Below are 15,713 nucleotides of genomic sequence, written 5' to 3' on the forward strand. Positions count from 1 at the left end.
GCCGGGTCGAAGGGCCGGCTGTCACCTGCCACCTGCGCACGAACCGTCGTTATGCCTTTCGAAGATTTCACGCGGCGTTCTCTGGAATAGTTGGGAACGAGGCTTTCAAGACGGCGTCCTCCGGCCTAAATTATCCGTGCTTCGCGCCTCGTTCCCCCGGCGACGGCGGAGCGATGCTCTCAGCCAGGAGAACTCCATGCCCGCACTGACCGAATGGAGAGTGCCACCGGCCAATCAGCCGCGTGCAAGCGATTATGGTTTCGATCTCGACCGCGCGCTCGCGTCCGTCGTCGGCCTGCACGCCATCATCCCGCCAGACGCCTTCAGCGCCGAGACGCTGGGCACCGAACGCGCCGGCAACGGCGTCGTGATCGACGACGGGCTGGTGCTCACAATCGGCTACCTCATCACCGAGGCGGAATCCGTATGGCTGCACCTGGCCGACGGACGCGTGGTCGAAGGCCATGCGCTCGGCTTCGATTCCGTCACCGGCTTCGGCCTCGTGCAGGCGCTCGGCCAGCTCGACGTCGAACCCTTGCCGCTCGGCACCTCGGCGGAATCGCGGATCGGCGATCGCGTCGTGGTCGGCGGCGCCGGCGGCCGCACGCGCTCGGTTGCGAGCCAGATCGTGGCCAAGCAGGAATTCGCCGGCTATTGGGAATATCTGCTGGATGAGGCCATCTTTACCTATCCCGCACATCCGAACTGGGGCGGCACCGCGCTTCTCAACGAACGCGGTGAGTTGATCGGCATCGGCTCGCTCCAGCTCGAGCGCGAACGCGACGGCAAGGGCGAGCACGTCAACATGATCGTGCCCATCGACCTCTTGAAGCCGATCCTCGACGACCTGCGCAAGTTCGGCCGCGTCAACAAGCCGGCGCGGCCCTGGCTCGGGCTCTACTCGACCGAGATCGACAACCGCGTGGTGGTGATCGGCATCTCCGCCAACGGCCCGGCCGCGCGCGCCGAGCTCAAGACTGGCGATGTCATCCTCGCCGTGAACGGCGAGAAGGTCACGAGCCAGACCGGCTTCTATCGGAAAATGTGGGCGCTCGGCGCCGCCGGCGTCGACGTGCCGCTCACCGTGCATCATGAAGGCGTCACCTTCGACGTCACGGTGACCTCGACCGACCGCTTCAAGCTCCTGAAGGCGCCGCAGCTGCACTGACGCAAGGCTTGAGGAAGCGGCAATGACCGAGGCCGTCGTGGACGACATCGTGGCCGTGCTGCCGCCGCTGCTCAATGCGCTGGAGGCGCTCGGCTTCTTCCAGCGGCATCTGCACCCGCCAGCCTTCGCCTCGGTGATGAACGCGATCGGCTCGCCGGACGAGGCGCTGCAAGCGGCGCGGGCAGCGATCGGCGACTGGCCGGAGCAGTTCGCCGGGCTGCGCGAGCGGCTCGATCGCGCTTGCAACGAGACGCTCGCCGCCTTTGCCGGGATCCGCGAGGTCGAGCGCGGCAATGGCGACCTCGTCGCCGTGTTCCGCGCGCTGCGCCACCTGCCGCGCGCGCAAGAGGCGCTCTATCCGCTGGCGGTGCAGTTTCCTCCCGTGAGCAGCTTCTTTCTCAACGCTGCCAATCGCGGAAATGCCGAGCTGTTGTCCCGGCTCGAAGGTGGCGCTAGCGAAAATACCGGCATCTTCCATGATCACAACGAGCCGGGCAGCCGCGGCGGCTTCTCGGTCTATGTGCCCGAATATTACACGCCCGATCGGACCATGCCGCTGGTGATGGCGCTGCATGGCGGCAGCGGCAACGGGCGCGGTTTCCTGTGGAGCTGGTTGCGCGATGCGCGCAGCCTCGGCGCAATCCTGGTAGCGCCGACCGCAATCGGCCCGACCTGGGCGCTAATGGGCGATGACGCCGATACGCCGAATCTCATGCGCATCCTCGAGACCGTGCGCAGCCGCTGGAGCATAGATGTCTCGCGCATGCTGCTGACCGGCATGAGCGACGGCGGCACCTTCTGCTACGTCACCGGGGCTCGACGGTGCTTCGCCCTTCACCCATCTTGCGCCGGTGTCGGCGACCTTCCATCCGCTGATGGCGGAGGTGGCGAACGCCAAGCGCCTCCAGCGCCTGCCGGTCTTCATCACCCACGGCAAGCTCGACTGGATGTTTCCGGTGCAGACCGCACGGCAGACGCAGGCGACGCTCTCTACCGCCGGCGCCGACGTGACCTATCGGGAGATCGACGACCTCAGTCACACCTATCCGCGCGAGATCAACGCGGAGCTGCTGGATTGGCTGAATAGGAGATGAACGATCCGTCCTTACCGGCGCCGCACCGCCGCGGGAACAATCGCTCCGCACCGACGTTATCGCTCGTCACCGGAGGTTCGCCATGCAGACTTTTTTCGGAATGATCCTCGGCGCGCTGCTGCTTGCGGGCGGGGTCTACGTCTATGATTCCATGCAGACGTCGTCGGTCGCCAATGGCGAGGTCGCGATCACCAATCGCACCATCGTGAACTGGGATGTCGCCAAGGCCGATTGGGACGCGCTGCGGGACCGCGCGCACAAGGACTGGGTCCGGATCTCGTCGAAGTAGCGACGCGGTATCATGAACAAGGCGCCGTCGCGAACTCCGCGGCGGCGCCTTTGTGTTAGGTGATGACTATCGCCTGGCTCAGTTCATCTTGGCCTTGCGTGCGTCGGCAATAACCTGCTCGAACTCGTTCATGCTCAGCACGCCGGGTACGCGGTATTTGCCGACGATGAAGGACGGCGTGCCTCGGAAGCCGAAGGCTTCGGCCTGCTCGTTGTTGCGCTTGAGGATGGCGTCGATGTCCTTGGCGTGGCCGGCGAGATCGCGCTTCAGCCGGTCCATGTCGACGCCTGCGCCAGCAAGAATCTCGTTGATGCGCGGCTCGGTCAGGCGCGAGCTGACGCCCATCATGGCGTCGTGGGCCTGATGGTATTTGTCCTGGAATTTCGCCGCCAGCGCGGTCCGCGCCGCCGTGACCGAGACCGGCCCGAGGATCGGCCAATCCTTCATCACCAGCCTCACCTTGCCGTCGTCCTGGACGACCTGGCGCAGCTCAGGCTCGAGCTTGCGGCAATAGGGACAATTGTAATCGGACCATTCGACGATGGTGATGTTGCCGTCGGGATTGCCGGCAACCGGCGTCTCGGGATCACGCAACACCTTGGATTCGGTCAGCACCTCGTCGCCATCGGCGGCGGCGCGGGCGAAAGTGATCCCACCAGCCGCCAAGACGCCTGCCCCGATCAACGTCAACGCCGCGCGCCGCGTCGTCACTAGGCCCTTATTGCCAGATCCAGCCATATCTCGTCCCGTTTCGGTCCCATCGCTGCAAATACGATTCGGGACCGAGAAGTGTTACCGCTCATATAGAGCGTCGCGGGCGCGATGTCATCGCCATGCTATGAGCGGATTGCGGCCGGCGCCGGCGAAGCCGCACCGCGCGGCAGCATCGCCATCAGCGTGCCGGTCATGGACGCGATCAGCGTCGCCTTGCCCTCATGCTCGGCAAAAGCCCTGGCTTCGCAGAAGGTCAGCGTGCGACCGGGTTTGACCACCGCGGCCTTGAAGACAAAGCGCGCGCCGCGAGCAGGTGCGAGCAGCGTGGTCTTGAACTCGACGGTGAGGATGTCCGCTTCACGCGGCATCAGGGTGAAGGCGGCGACTCCGCAGGCATTGTCGAGGCCTGCCGTAATGATACCGGCATGGACAAATCCGTTCTGCTGCGTGAAGGCAGCCGAATGCGGCATCGCCAGCTCCACCTCGCCCGGGGCGAGATGGATGATCGAAATACCGAGCGTGTGCATTGCCGGCTGGGCCGCGAACATCGCCGTGGCCGCAGCGCGGTAATCCGGGTTTTTTGGCTCGAATGCCATCATCGTTCACGCCTTCCGCCCTATTCTTTTTCTACCGACTTTGTTGATACGGTAGCGTATCAGAGCTGCGTCGCGCTAGCAATACGGCACCGTATCAAGAACCGGCGAGGCTTCCTTCATGAGCGACGGCAAGGGCGATGTCTGGGTCGAGGCAGGGTTTACCGAACTCGCCCGCTCGGGCGTCGAGGGCGTGCGGGTGGAGGTGCTCGCCAAGAACCTCGGCGTCACCAAGGGCGGCTTCTACCGCCGCTTCGCCGACCGGGCCGCACTGCTCAAAGCAATTCTGGAACGCTGGCGCGAGGGACGCGCTGCGGCGATCGCGCAGCAGACGAGTCTCGACGGACAAGAGCCCCGCGAGCGGCTGAAAGCGTTGATCCAGCTCTATTCCGAGCGGGTCAATCCGGAGGGCATGGCGATCGAGCTCGCGATCCGGCAATGGGCCCGTTCGGATGAGGGCGCGGCGGCGGCGGTGGCGAGCGTGGATGCCGCGCGGCTCAAGCACGTCGCAGAGCTCTATCGCGCGACCGGCCTTGCCGCCGAGGAGGCCGAGGCGCAGGCCTTCCTGTTCTACTGCTTCATCTTCGGGCAAAGCCTCTTGTTCGTCGAGCGCGGGCCGCGCAAGCGGTCGCAGCTTGTGGCCAAATCGGCCGAGAAGCTGCTCGACTAAGCGAAATGGCCGGAGCTTTGCCCCGGCCATCGCATTGCTTTCGAAGCTCAGGCGGCTGCGCCCTTCAGCTTCTTGGTGCATTCGCTGTAATAGCCGCCGCCCTTCTGGATCCATTTCAAGCCGCCATTGCCGTTGGTGGCCTTGTTGGCATTGTACTGGTCGACGCAGGTGTGGAGCCGCGCCTTGCCGGGCGTCTCCTTGGCGTATTTCGGATCGACCGCGTTCGGATAGATCGCAGGTCCAGCCGGCAGCGTCGGCGCAGCGGCGGGCGCGGCTTCCTTCTTCGCCTGCTTCGGTTCGGCAGGAGCGGCGGGCGCAGCCGGAGCAGCCGCGGTGGGCGCAGCGGCGGGGGTTGCGTCTGCACCGCATTGGGCCTTGCGGAAGTCATTCCACTTCATGGTGCCGAGCGAGCCGTCCTTCTTGGCCGCCTGATATTTTGCGCTGCACTCCTGCGCGGTCAGTGCCTGCGCCGGCGCGCTCGCCACCAATGCCGCGACACACGCCGCTGCAATCGCACACAACAATTTTGCCTGAATGGTCATCCCTGGGTCTCCTCCTTGGTCTTCCCGACGAAAGTGAAACGAGGATTGCTATCCTAGCGTGTCGGTGGCTTGCGACAAGGATGCGATGGGTTGCGCCGGCAAAATTTAGTGGTGCCGCCGTTCGACTCATTCATGTCGCGTTCAGCAACGCGGGCCGACGTTCCCAGCCCCTCGCAATTCAAGAAGAGTGCAACACATGACCGTCACCTCCCGCCTTGCCGCCCTCGCTCTCGTCTCCTTGCTCGCCACCGGCACTGCCTTCGCCCAGACCGCCGCGCCGGCCGCCAAGACCGATACAAAGACCGACACTGCTGCAACCGCCGACAAGAAGGCGCCGAAGGAGCGCTCGGCCGAATCGCTTGAATGCTCCAAGCAGGCGGACGCCAAGGGACTGAAGGGCAAGGAGCGCAAGAAATTTCGCCGCGAATGCATGAAGGAAGCGAAGGCCGGCACTGCCGCCCCCGCCACCGCCGACAAGAAGTAAGCCCATCACGATCCTCCGCCAGCATCAGTGAGAGACATGCGCATTGCGGCATGACGAGCCTGCAATTGTGCGCCTCTCGCTGATTTGCGATAAGGTGGCGTGAAGCAAATCGTCGCCTCCCTGCCGTTCGAATGGCCGAGCCGTGCCAACGTCTTGAGCACGATAGAGACGCTTGTCGTCGGCACCGCCGGCGGCCTCGTATTTCTCGTCGCCGGCCTTCCCGGCGGGCTGATCTCGGGCTCGATGATCGCGGTCGGGATCGCGGCAATTGCCGGTCGTCAGCTGATGCTGCCGCCCATCCTGACCCAGACCGTGCTGGTGCTGCTCGGCATCTCGCTGGGCTCGGTGGTCTCGCGCCATCTGATCCAGCAGGTCAGCGCCTATCCCGTCACCATCGGCCTGCTTGCGCTCGCGACGTTCTGCTCGACCTTCGGCTCGAGCTATTACCTCCAGCGCGTCCATGGCTGGGACCGCACCTCGGCTTTCCTCGCCGGCAGCCCCGGCGCGCTGTCGCAGATCACGATCCTGGCGGTCGAGCGCGGCGCCGACCTGCCGGGCATCGCGGTGGTGCAGACCATGCGGGTCATCATCCTCACCGCGGCGCTGCCGATGGTGCTGGCGATCGCGGGCGTGGCGCCCTCGGCCGCACCGTCGCTGACGGCGACGATCGCCTCGCCGCTCGACCTGGTGGCGCTGGCCGCAGCCTCGCTGGCGCTGGCTCTGTTTCTGCGGCTGATCAAATTTCCGGCGAGCTGGATGTTCGGCGCGATGATCGCCTCCGGCGTGTTGCATGGCGCCGGCTGGGTCGAGGGCGGCCTGCCGGACTGGGTGCGCGGCGTGGCGCTGGTCGGCATCGGCGCCCTGATCGGCAGCCGCTTTGCGCGGATGCGGATCAAGACTTTGGCCGGCCATATCAACGCCGCGCTGGGCTCGTTCGCGGTCGCAATTGCCGTTTCCGCCATCTTCGTCGGCATCGTCGCGCTCACCACGCAGGTGAAATTCTCCGATGTCGTCGTTGCTTTCGCTCCGGGCGCGATGGACGCGATGCTGGCGCTGGCCCTGACACTGCACATCGACCCGATCTTCGTCGGCGCCCATCACCTGTCGCGCTTCGTCTTCGTGACGATCGCGACACCCGGCATCGTGCACTTGTTCGGGCGCACGCAGGATGACGTGGATGATTGAGCTCAGCGCTTCGCCGTCCGCACAAATCCCCATGCGGCGATCGCGGCCATCAGCAGCGAGATCAGCACGTTGTAGCCGGCGAGCGAGAGGCCGAGGAAGCGCCACTGCACCTCGTCGCAGCGCACCACCTTCACGGTGTCGAGCCGCGAGAAAAGGTCGCCGGCGTTACCGAGATTGACGACGGGACCGGAGCAATCGGTCGGCCCCTTCCAAAATCCCCATTCGACGCCGGAGTGATAGGCGCCGAGACCGGCATTGGCGAGCGTCGCCAGCACCAGAATCGCTAGCGCAACGAGCAGCAGCGGCCGCGGCGCGCCGCTTCTGGCCCCGAGCGCCGTGAGGGCACCGAGCGGGATCGCGAGGTAATAAGCGTAGCGCTGCTCCAGGCAGAGCGGACAGGGCAGGATCTCCAGCACGAGCTGGAAGAACCAGGCGCCCGCGATCGTGGCCGCGGCGATCAATGTGACGAGCAGCGAGGCGGTCAGCGCGGGACCGGCGCTGGCCGACTTGAACGCTGGTATTGCGGCACTCTGGGTCGTCACGGCAGCCTCTCTCCGATGGGTCGCGCTCCAAGCCTCTAACTCCGGCTTATGTGGCTGTCGAGAACGGCGGGGATCACTTTGGCGCGGGTTGACCCCGTCCTGTCCATGGCTATAGTCCGCCGGCTTCGCGACGCCCTCATCCGAGCGGCCGACCGAGGGCCCCTGTGGCGGAACTGGTAGACGCGCTCGACTCAAAATCGAGTTCCGCAAGGAGTGCTGGTTCGATTCCGGCCAGGGGCACCAGCCTTCGCTGCTTCGCACCTACGGCTAGGCGAGCGAGGCGCCGGTCTATCCACGCGAAGCAGCGAAGGCTGTCCCGCCGAAGCCTTGGCGAAGGCGGATTGGCGCAACGAACCTCCGCTTCCCCCGCTAGCCATCGTCCCCTCCCCACTGTATAAGCCGGTAGCTTCTTCTGTAACTCGAAGGAGCTCACATGAACGATCTGCACGCGTGGCTTTCCCAGCAGCACCACGGTTTGCGGACCTTCCAAATCTTCCAGCAGAAGCTCGAGACACTCGGCCGGGACGATCCCGCCCAGCGCGGCCTGTGTCGTCTGCTCAGCGGTGTCGTCGGCAGCTATGTCGAGGCCTTCGAGGCCCCGCTGCCGGTCGAAATTGCCGACACCGCTTATCGTCGCCTGCTGACGCTGGTCGGCAGCCTCGATCTCCACGGAGATGGCGCAAGGCGGCTCGCCGACATCAACCGCGTCGCGGCCTGCGAATTGTGGCGGTGATCGGCAGGCGAACCGTGCACGCTTCAATTGTCAAGCAGCGCAAGACGCGCCTGTACAGCCTCGCGACGCATAACGCCCGAGTCTTGAGCTTCTCTTGACGCCCCGTCCTTGGAAAGGGCGCAGGGAAGACCGAGTGCCAGCTGGCACCCGCGGTCCGCTGTGCGCAATTGCGCGAAGACAAATGCACAGCGGCATACAGGGCAGCCTGGACATCCCGGCCTTCCCTGCGCAGTGGTTTAACGGCTTATGGCGCGCTCTCCCCGGGGAGCGATGCACTATTGCCCCCGTCGCCTTGCGAGATAGCTGATGCGCTCGCCCGGTCGGGCCGCAACATCACCGCAAGCCTTGACGCACAGACCCCGGGCGCCAGGACCACACGCTTTTGCCGTACGCGGACTGCACCTGTCGTGCGCGCGCTGCTCAACCGCTCACGGGCCAAACCCGCCCTGCGATTGCCTGCGCGCCGATGCGCTCCACGCCCACCGCCACCCGGCCCGCGTATCGTGACGATCGCGAAACGCCCCTTATCCATGGGCCGGGACGGCAGATCACATACGGCATTTCCGAATTTCTGTTAATCGGAATCTCAGCGACCGAGCTCCCGGTTTCACCGCACCCGAGCGCGGCGGCGATCGCATGTCCTTCGCGGCGGCCGCAACGCGCGCCTTGTCTTCCGTGACGATGCTTCTAATGGTGTACTCGGGATAAGGCACCTACGCCTTGAAGTCGCTGCCGCGCCCTCCGTCCTGGTCCTGAGCGCCCGCCCCGGGGCGGGCGGGTCGAAGCAAGGGCGGCTGGAAAGCCACTCCTCAATCGCCCTGCATGGCGTTCGACTTCGCTCCGCCACTACCTATATCGTGCGGCAACGGTTGCTGAAGCAGTGAGCAGCTTCGATGGCAAAGAGACGCATGACGGAAGCGGACACCGACGACCTTCCCCGCTACTTCGTCTGGGTCCGAGGCCTGGAAGGCCCCGAGCCGCAGAAATGGATGACGATGGAGTTCGGCGTCGGCGAATGGAAGCGGCCGCTCGTTCTGGCTTATCTGGAACTGCCGGAAGACGGGCGGCATCTATCCTTGTCGGTGCTGGCCCGGCGCTATCCGCCGCCGCGGGCTGATCTTTCGTAGCCGGGCTACGGTGTGTCCTCGTCGGCTCCGCAAGGCAAAGCGAAAGCCACCCCCGCTTGAGCGTGATCGGGGGCGTATAACCCGAAGCGGCCGGCCAGGAACCCATTCCATCGTATTTTCTTGAACAGACATATCTCGACGCTCTTTGTGACAGTCGGTGGAATCCGACGAGAAATGAGCTCCGTAGACGTCGTTGTTCCCTGCTTCCGGTACGAGCACTTCCTGCGAGAGTGCGTCCAGAGCGTTTTGGCGCAATCGGGCCCCCGCTTGCGCCTGCTGATTATAGATGATGCGTCGCCAGACGATACAGCGGAAGTTGCCGCGGAGTTAGTACGCTCCGACGCTCGCGTCGACTACCGCAGGCACGTCTCGAATCGAGTGCTCATTGCTACTGCCAATGAAGGCATCGCCTGGCAAGAGCCGACTACATGCTTCTGCTGTCTGCGATGATTACTTGTTGCCCGGCGCCCTTTCGAGAGCGGTCGATCTAATGGACGAGCATCCTTCTGTCGCGTTCACCTTCGGAGGCGCGATTGTTCTTGATCGGTGGGGGAAGCGTACTCGCCACAGACCAGGCGTGGATCGACAACCCGCGTTCTGTCCGGATTTGATTTCATTGCACTTAGCGGCGCGAAAAACATTGTGCTGTCACCAACTGTAGTGGTCCGCACCAGCCTGCAGAAGAGATTGGGGGGCTATTTGGCCGACTTACCCTATGCCTCTGATATGGAAATGTGGTTACGGCTCGCCGCACACGGCGTCGTCGGGGTCATTGCCGCGGACCAAGCCGTCTATCGTGCGCACGCGGGCAATATGTCAAGTGAGCCTTCGCGGGAGCAAGATCTGCTGCAACGCAAGGCCGCGATTGAACATTTCCTGAATAGTAGCGCCGCCAGGCTCACAAACGCTGATCATCTTCGCGACCGGTTGGCACCACCTATTGGCGCTTGATGCCGTCGGCTGCGCTAGCGCTGCCTTCAACGAAGGAGCGATGAAAAGCTCAGCAGGCCTTTCAAAACTTGCAGTGAGTTTTGATCCGAGCGTTCAACGAACGCGTCGTTGGTGGTTGCTCGCCTGCAAGCGGGTTCTCGGGTTGCGAGGATGGCAGCTGAGAGGCTGCCAAAGCGGCTGGAGGCGTTACCCCCTTCTGGCCCATTAAACATGTGGCGCGCCATCTGAGGAAGGTCCGCTCGTCGGGACATAGCGGGCTAGATTTGCTCATCTGAGTTCCCCGCCACCGAAAGGCGGCGCTTCGCCATTGAGAGAGCGGACGAGGGGTGCGCTTTATCTTGGAACGAAATTTAATTGATTTAATTTGGTTAATGTGATTTAATTCCGCTATTGGGAGACAACGCCATGCCAGACCAGGACGATGACCGACGCGAATTCCTAAAGACGTGCGGAAAGTTCGCCGCCGTGACGCCTCCGGCCATGACGCTCCTGCTGTCGACGTCCCTCACGTCGGATGCCATTGCAAGGTCTGGCGCCGGACCGGCCGGCCCTCGTGGCAACAATGGCTATGGCAACGACGGCGGTGACGGCACCCCCAACGGCAAGGACGATAGCAATCGTTGAGCCGGCGCACAGTCGCCGGAAGGAGACACAATGCAGTCCAGGCGCCGCGACGTTGATTGGCACTTCGCCTCTTTCATCGTTTCGCTAATCTGGCTTGCGATCGTTGCTGCCGGGCTTCTCGCTGTGCTTTTCCGAGGGCACTCCTGAATTCCGGACCTCCGCAGCCTGAACGATCTTGCAGCGGCGAGTTTAGCTGTTGTGTGCGGTTCGTTCCTCATGCCGCGCTGAGGCGGCGGAGAAGTCGCCGTGTAAAACGCTGATCCTGGTTGTCGGGTCGAACCCGCCCTCCAAGAAGTAGTGAATGAAGCGCTTACCGGTGCTGGAATCGCCGCTGCAATCATCTGACTGGCCCACTTGAAACATGCCGACGCACGGTAACGATGTCTGTTTGTAGGGGTAGTGCGGAAGGCGGCGGCGCCCAGCCAAACCGACGCGAATGACCCAATGCGGACATGCGCGCCGCGAACGAACGATACGAGCGCTCAATGGCCGCTGTTTTGTCGTTCTCATCTGCACATGCTGAGATGGTCAAGATACCTTGGCATACCTCAGCGCAATCCTCTCCTTGGATTCCCGGCAACGACTACATCGACGGCTGGTCGAAGAACTTTATGGACGGCACCGTCGAGGAGAAGCGCAAGGTGAGGGCGGAGGGCGAACTGCAGGCCGACATGATGCGGCCGCAAGGCGCGAAGGGTCTGATCCCGTTCGTGATCATGCTGCACGGCTGCGACGGCTTCGGCCGGGTCGAGAAGAAACGGGGACGCGACTACGGCGGTAGATTGGTCGGGGCGGGCTACGGTGTTCTGCTGCTTGACAGCTTCGGCAGCCGGGGCTTGGGACCTGACGGCGTCTGCTCGGATCCCAGCCAGCTGACTTGGGCGCGGCGCCGAGCCGACGATGCGTATGCGGCTCTGGACTGGCTCATCGAGCAAAAGATCGCCGATCCCAAACAGGTTTACGTCCTCGGCCGGAGCAACGGTGCGACCACGTCTTTGATTATCATGAACCGCGCGATCGGCGACCTCCACGAGCACATGTTCGCGGGCGGCTTCGCAATGCAGCCGTCCTGTTATTTGATGAAGAGCGTCGACTTCTACGCTCCAGTTCACCTCTTCCTGGCAGAGAAGGACGAGGCCACCAGTCCCGTCCTCTGCGGCCAGATGGCCGAGAGCAAGCGTTCGATCCCCGTGAAGTCGGTGCTGTGGAAGGGGGCGAACCACAGCTTCGAAGACCACGAGCCGATCCACGTATTCCATAGCTACCATGTCGGATACAATGCCGCAGCTGCGGAAGGTACCATTAAGGCCATCATTATTGCGTTGAACGAGGCCAAGAAGGCGCAGAACTGATCACATAGAGCTGCACAGCCTGATTGGATTGAGATAAGGGCCGATGCAGGGATGTCCGACGGAAACGACTTCCGCGCGTGGCCCTAGGCTGCCTAACTCGAAATCCGCCCGGGAGTCGGCTGTCTGGTGTAGACCGGAAGCCGCTCGGAGGCGGCGTTCACCGCCGACTTTGACCCGTAGCGGCCCCGAAGAACAGTACCTGATTGTCCTCCACGCCACGGCATCACCCCCCCTGGGACAACCGCGAAATTCATCGCCGACAAGCACCCCACCAAGGTCGCAGCATTTGCCTCATTCGTCATTTGACTTGCGCGATGTAAGGGGCTCATCTTGAAGTTGCCTCTGATGTTCTCAAGCGCGTGGGGATCGGCCTAACACCTGACGGAACGGATAATGGCTGATTGCCGGTGTCTGCCGGGTCCGAAGCAGCATGCGTCGTTCCCCCTGACGGACAGGACCGTTAGCACTCGCCCGCCCACCGAATGCTGCTGTGGTTCTGGTTTTCCTTGAAGCTGGAGCACTAGAATGATGTTTCCATCATGGTCATATGGGCCGGAATGCTTTTCGATAGCTAGCAGATCACACATGGATATCGTCGGCCTAGGTGCACTCCTTGTCTTAGTGCTCCCGTCGATCGCGTTCGCCGCTGAGAAGCCGGCATATAGCCCGGACGCTGCAACGCCACTCGTAACGACTTCACGCATCTCTGCGACGGTCGAGCTCGGGCTGCCGGCTCTCGCTGCAGCGATCGAGCGGGACATTCCAAAGCGGCTTGCCACCATCGACGAACGCATCAACTGCGTTCATCGTCATGTTTTCATCTTCCGGGTCAACGCCAACTGCGACGTATGGGGATTTGTCGACCGGACTAGCCCGGTCTCGCTGTATGGCCGGGGCGATCGCGTCTTCGGCGCGGTCTCCATACATGGTGCTGCCGAAGGTCAGGGAGCTAATCGGTTCACGGCGCGCATCCGGGGCGAGACCGAGGCACGCGCGACGATCGAGGTTGAAGCGCGCCCCGAGCTGCGCAGGGATGGATCGCTCCAGCTCAACATCAGCGACTCGTTCCACTGGAGTGAGCATCCCTACCTTCACGTGCTGGGTCGCGAGTTTGACCTTGCCCCCTATGTCGAGCCCAATATTCGAACCCAGCTGGGCCGCATCCGGTCGCGCGCGCTGGCCGCGGCGCGGGCACTCGACCTGCACGGCAAGGCCGAGACGGCATGGCGTCACGCGTTTGACCCCATTAAAATCTCGAAGGATCCGCCGATCTGGCTGCAGCTGATCCCGCAGACCGCGGCGTTCGCGGGTGTCCGCGCCGATGGCAAGGTATTGTGGGGATCGCTTGAACTTACCGGCTCCGCCGAAACTCTAATCGGGCAGCAGCCGCCAGCTGTCACGGCAACGGCTCTCCCGCCGCTCGGCGCCGCGGTGGCTGAGCCGGGCACCTTCGATGTCATTCTTCCCGTGCGCATCAACTACGAGGCGGTCAAGGAAAAGGTAAGCCAGGCAATTGCAGCCGTTCCGGCGCAGAACACGTCCGTGCGCGAGGTTCAGATCTACCCGTCCTCGGGCAAACTCGTGGTCGGCCTTCGCATAGCAAAGAGCTCCGACGCCGATCCCAACGCGGGTCAATGGATCTATCTTTCGGCCCAGCCAAACGTCGATGCCGACAATAGGACCTTTGGCCTTTCCGAAATTGGCCTGACGACCTCGTCAGAGGACAGCCAGATTGGATCTGCCGTGCAACAGCTCGCGGCGCAATTGAAGAATGGCTCTAATCTCGACTACGGCATTTCCTACCAAAACCTGCTCATGGCTGCGAACGAACGCTTGACGCGCCCGCTGAAGGACGGCTTTCGCATGGAGGGCCACCTTGACTCCGCAAGGCTTGGAAAAGTGCACTTGCTGCGCGAAGGCATCCTGATTGCCCTTCATGCCAGCGGCGGTCTGAAGATAGTTTACGGACTGTAAGCACGTGAGCTCGACCATGCGATACTTCACCAGCAATCTCTTTGGTGGCTGGCCGCGCAGGTGGATGTCGACCGCGCTCATCGCCACGGCTGTGCTTGGCCTTCCGGGAATAGCGTCGGGCCAGACGACATTTTATGATGCGCCGGAATCGTTGCTCAACGGCGCCCCGGGCACCTTAGTGCGGCAGGAGCCGATGGACGGTGCTCCGCTCGGCGCCTCCACTTATCGCGTGCTCTATCGCTCGACGGGGCTGAACGGTCGGCCGGTCTTTGTGTCCGGCGTCGTCATCGTTCCGCAAGGCACGCCCCCGCTCGGCGGACGTCCGATCGTTGCTTGGGCACATCCGACTTCGGGTATCGTCCCGCGTTGCGCCCCATCGCTCGCCATTTTTCTGTTCCAGCAGATCCAGGGACTTCGCTCGATGATCTCCCGTGGCTTCGTCGTTGCGGCGACCGATTATCCAGGGCTCGGTACGCCGGGCCCGCATCCTTACCTGGTCGGTGAGAGCGAGGGTCGAGCCGTGATTGATATTGTGCGCGCGGCACGCTCCGTTCCCCGCGCAGGCGATGGCAAGGACTTCACGGTTTGGGGGCATTCACAAGGCGGGCAGGCCGCGCTCTTCGCCGGGATGATCGCAAACGCCTACGCTCCTGAGCTGAAGCTTCTCGGTGTCGCTGCAGCGGCCCCGGCAACGGACCTCGTGAAGCTGATGAGCGACGACATCAACACGATCGGCGGCAAGAACATCACAGCGATGACGCTTTGGTCGTGGCACCGAGTCTACGGAGCCGCCATAGACAACGTCGTCGATCCGCGCGCCATGCCTGCAATCGACAGGCTGGCGCAAGAATGCATCGAAGGCCCTTTCGACCTGATCGTAAGGCAGAGGACAGGGCGGCCACTCGAGCAATATTTCCTGACCGTGCAAGATCCGAGCAAGGCAGAACCTTGGCGATCGCTTCTCGAACAGAACAGCACCAGGGTGCTCTCCCCTGAGATCCCCATCTTTCTTGCGCAGGGGGCCAACGACCAGGTCATCCAGTCCGCGGTCACGCAGGCCTACATGGACAAGTTGTGCAAAGCCGGCAGCAAGGTCAGGATGGTGGTGTTGCCCGGTATCGGCCACGGACGCGCAGCCCAGGCGAGCGCGATGGCGGCGGTAAATTGGATGACTGACCGCTTCACCGGAAAAAGACCTCCTGACGATTGCGTCAGATAGAGCTTGCCCAGAACGCCAAAGGAATTAGCCATCGGCTCTTTGGCTTCGGCTTCAACGTGCGGCGCTGTTCCAATTTTCGGGCTTGGGCGCGGACGAAAGTTCCGGAAAATCTTGAGCGCGATCTCCAGCGCCGAACTAGCGCGTGTCGATCCGACGATCAGAACAAACCACGTCGGTCATGGCATATCGAGTACGCTGATCGGGGTGTAATCGCGTGGAAGACACTTAGATGGAGAAGCAATCCATTCTTCTTTTGATGGAACCGATCGCGTCTACTTCGGTAGATTGACTAGACCCTACGACCGCTTTTGGCCCAACTCGGACGTCTGGTGAGCTGCCGTAATGGGCTGGTGTCAGAGGCAGAGCGGACGCATTCGCGCCGTCAGGGCAGCGCCCATGATGAGCACGCGCTCTGGCTTAGGCCCAATCCCAAAACCGTCTATCTGCGCCTG

General features: G+C 63.0%; 16 protein-coding genes, 1 tRNA gene and 1 pseudogene. 14 read left to right on the forward strand and 4 right to left on the reverse strand.

Features of this window, described 5'->3' with window-relative positions; translation table 11 throughout:
* The first annotated feature begins 196 nt into the window (after positions 1–196).
* The 3 genes and pseudogenes from IVA78_RS11705 to IVA78_RS11715 all read left to right on the forward strand — a co-directional run bounded on the left by IVA78_RS11705 (position 197) and on the right by IVA78_RS11715 (position 2,551).
* The gene (locus tag IVA78_RS11705; protein WP_247417837.1) at positions 197–1,168 is read left to right on the forward strand and encodes a S1C family serine protease; all 972 of its coding nucleotides are present in this window, start codon (positions 197–199) and stop codon (positions 1,166–1,168) included.
* A 22-nt stretch (positions 1,169–1,190) separates the two neighbouring features.
* Positions 1,191–2,262, forward strand: a pseudogene (locus IVA78_RS11710) (phospholipase).
* Between the two features lie 82 nt (positions 2,263–2,344).
* Positions 2,345–2,551, forward strand: a complete 207-nt coding sequence (locus IVA78_RS11715; protein ID WP_027573305.1) for a hypothetical protein — start codon at positions 2,345–2,347, stop codon at positions 2,549–2,551.
* Positions 2,552–2,629: 78 nt separating this feature from the next.
* Here IVA78_RS11715 and IVA78_RS11720 read toward each other — a convergent pair whose 3' ends face one another.
* Together IVA78_RS11720 and IVA78_RS11725 are read right to left on the reverse strand one after the other, a co-directional pair.
* Positions 2,630–3,289, reverse strand: coding sequence for a DsbA family protein (locus IVA78_RS11720; protein ID WP_247279723.1), 660 nt, complete (start codon positions 3,287–3,289; stop codon positions 2,630–2,632).
* A gap of 98 nt (positions 3,290–3,387) precedes the next feature.
* Complete coding sequence (locus IVA78_RS11725; protein ID WP_247279724.1) at positions 3,388–3,864, reverse strand: PaaI family thioesterase; 477 nt, start codon at positions 3,862–3,864, stop codon at positions 3,388–3,390.
* Positions 3,865–3,979: 115 nt separating this feature from the next.
* On the opposite strand from IVA78_RS11725, the gene IVA78_RS11730 reads away from it, so the two are divergent.
* Positions 3,980–4,528 (forward strand): TetR/AcrR family transcriptional regulator, encoded by a 549-nt coding sequence (locus tag IVA78_RS11730; RefSeq protein WP_247465364.1) that lies wholly within the window; start codon positions 3,980–3,982, stop codon positions 4,526–4,528.
* 47 nt (positions 4,529–4,575) lie between these two features.
* Here the strand turns inward: IVA78_RS11730 and IVA78_RS11735 are convergent, their stop codons facing one another.
* Positions 4,576–5,070, reverse strand: a complete 495-nt coding sequence (locus IVA78_RS11735) for a hypothetical protein (RefSeq protein WP_247279726.1) — start codon at positions 5,068–5,070, stop codon at positions 4,576–4,578.
* A 196-nt stretch (positions 5,071–5,266) separates the two neighbouring features.
* Here IVA78_RS11735 and IVA78_RS11740 point away from each other — a divergent pair, with 196 nt between their 5' ends.
* Together IVA78_RS11740 and IVA78_RS11745 are read left to right on the forward strand one after the other, a co-directional pair.
* Positions 5,267–5,554, forward strand: a complete 288-nt coding sequence (locus IVA78_RS11740) for a PsiF family protein (RefSeq protein ID WP_247279727.1) — start codon at positions 5,267–5,269, stop codon at positions 5,552–5,554.
* A gap of 99 nt (positions 5,555–5,653) precedes the next feature.
* Positions 5,654–6,739, forward strand: coding sequence for an AbrB family transcriptional regulator (locus IVA78_RS11745; RefSeq protein WP_247279728.1), 1,086 nt, complete (start codon positions 5,654–5,656; stop codon positions 6,737–6,739).
* 2 nt (positions 6,740–6,741) lie between these two features.
* Here IVA78_RS11745 and IVA78_RS11750 read toward each other — a convergent pair whose 3' ends face one another.
* Positions 6,742–7,281: a disulfide bond formation protein B gene (locus IVA78_RS11750; RefSeq protein ID WP_247417842.1), complete on the reverse strand. Its 540-nt coding sequence runs from the start codon at positions 7,279–7,281 to the stop codon at positions 6,742–6,744.
* Positions 7,282–7,439: 158 nt separating this feature from the next.
* On the opposite strand from IVA78_RS11750, the gene IVA78_RS11755 reads away from it, so the two are divergent.
* The 8 genes from IVA78_RS11755 to IVA78_RS11790 all read left to right on the forward strand — a co-directional run bounded on the left by IVA78_RS11755 (position 7,440) and on the right by IVA78_RS11790 (position 15,261).
* Positions 7,440–7,524: transfer RNA gene (locus tag IVA78_RS11755), tRNA-Leu, on the forward strand.
* 190 nt (positions 7,525–7,714) lie between these two features.
* Positions 7,715–8,014, forward strand: a complete 300-nt coding sequence (locus IVA78_RS11760) for a hypothetical protein (protein ID WP_247279730.1) — start codon at positions 7,715–7,717, stop codon at positions 8,012–8,014.
* Between the two features lie 893 nt (positions 8,015–8,907).
* Positions 8,908–9,141: a hypothetical protein gene (locus IVA78_RS11765; RefSeq protein WP_247279731.1), complete on the forward strand. Its 234-nt coding sequence runs from the start codon at positions 8,908–8,910 to the stop codon at positions 9,139–9,141.
* Between the two features lie 174 nt (positions 9,142–9,315).
* Positions 9,316–9,591, forward strand: coding sequence for a glycosyltransferase family 2 protein (locus tag IVA78_RS11770; protein WP_247279732.1), 276 nt, complete (start codon positions 9,316–9,318; stop codon positions 9,589–9,591).
* A 906-nt stretch (positions 9,592–10,497) separates the two neighbouring features.
* A complete protein-coding gene (locus IVA78_RS11775; protein WP_247279734.1) occupies positions 10,498–10,716 on the forward strand; it encodes a hypothetical protein in 219 nt (72 codons plus the stop codon).
* Positions 10,717–11,201: 485 nt separating this feature from the next.
* The gene (locus IVA78_RS11780; protein WP_247465367.1) at positions 11,202–12,068 is read left to right on the forward strand and encodes a prolyl oligopeptidase family serine peptidase; all 867 of its coding nucleotides are present in this window, start codon (positions 11,202–11,204) and stop codon (positions 12,066–12,068) included.
* A 585-nt stretch (positions 12,069–12,653) separates the two neighbouring features.
* Entirely contained in the window at positions 12,654–14,042 is a 1,389-nt protein-coding gene (locus IVA78_RS11785; protein WP_247276186.1) for a DUF4403 family protein, read from the forward strand.
* A 16-nt stretch (positions 14,043–14,058) separates the two neighbouring features.
* Positions 14,059–15,261, forward strand: a complete 1,203-nt coding sequence (locus IVA78_RS11790; protein WP_247465371.1) for an alpha/beta fold hydrolase — start codon at positions 14,059–14,061, stop codon at positions 15,259–15,261.
* Positions 15,262–15,713 lie beyond the last annotated feature (452 nt).

Origin of the sequence: Bradyrhizobium sp. 137, assembly GCF_023074095.1 — a bacterium.
Classification (GTDB): domain Bacteria; phylum Pseudomonadota; class Alphaproteobacteria; order Rhizobiales; family Xanthobacteraceae; genus Bradyrhizobium.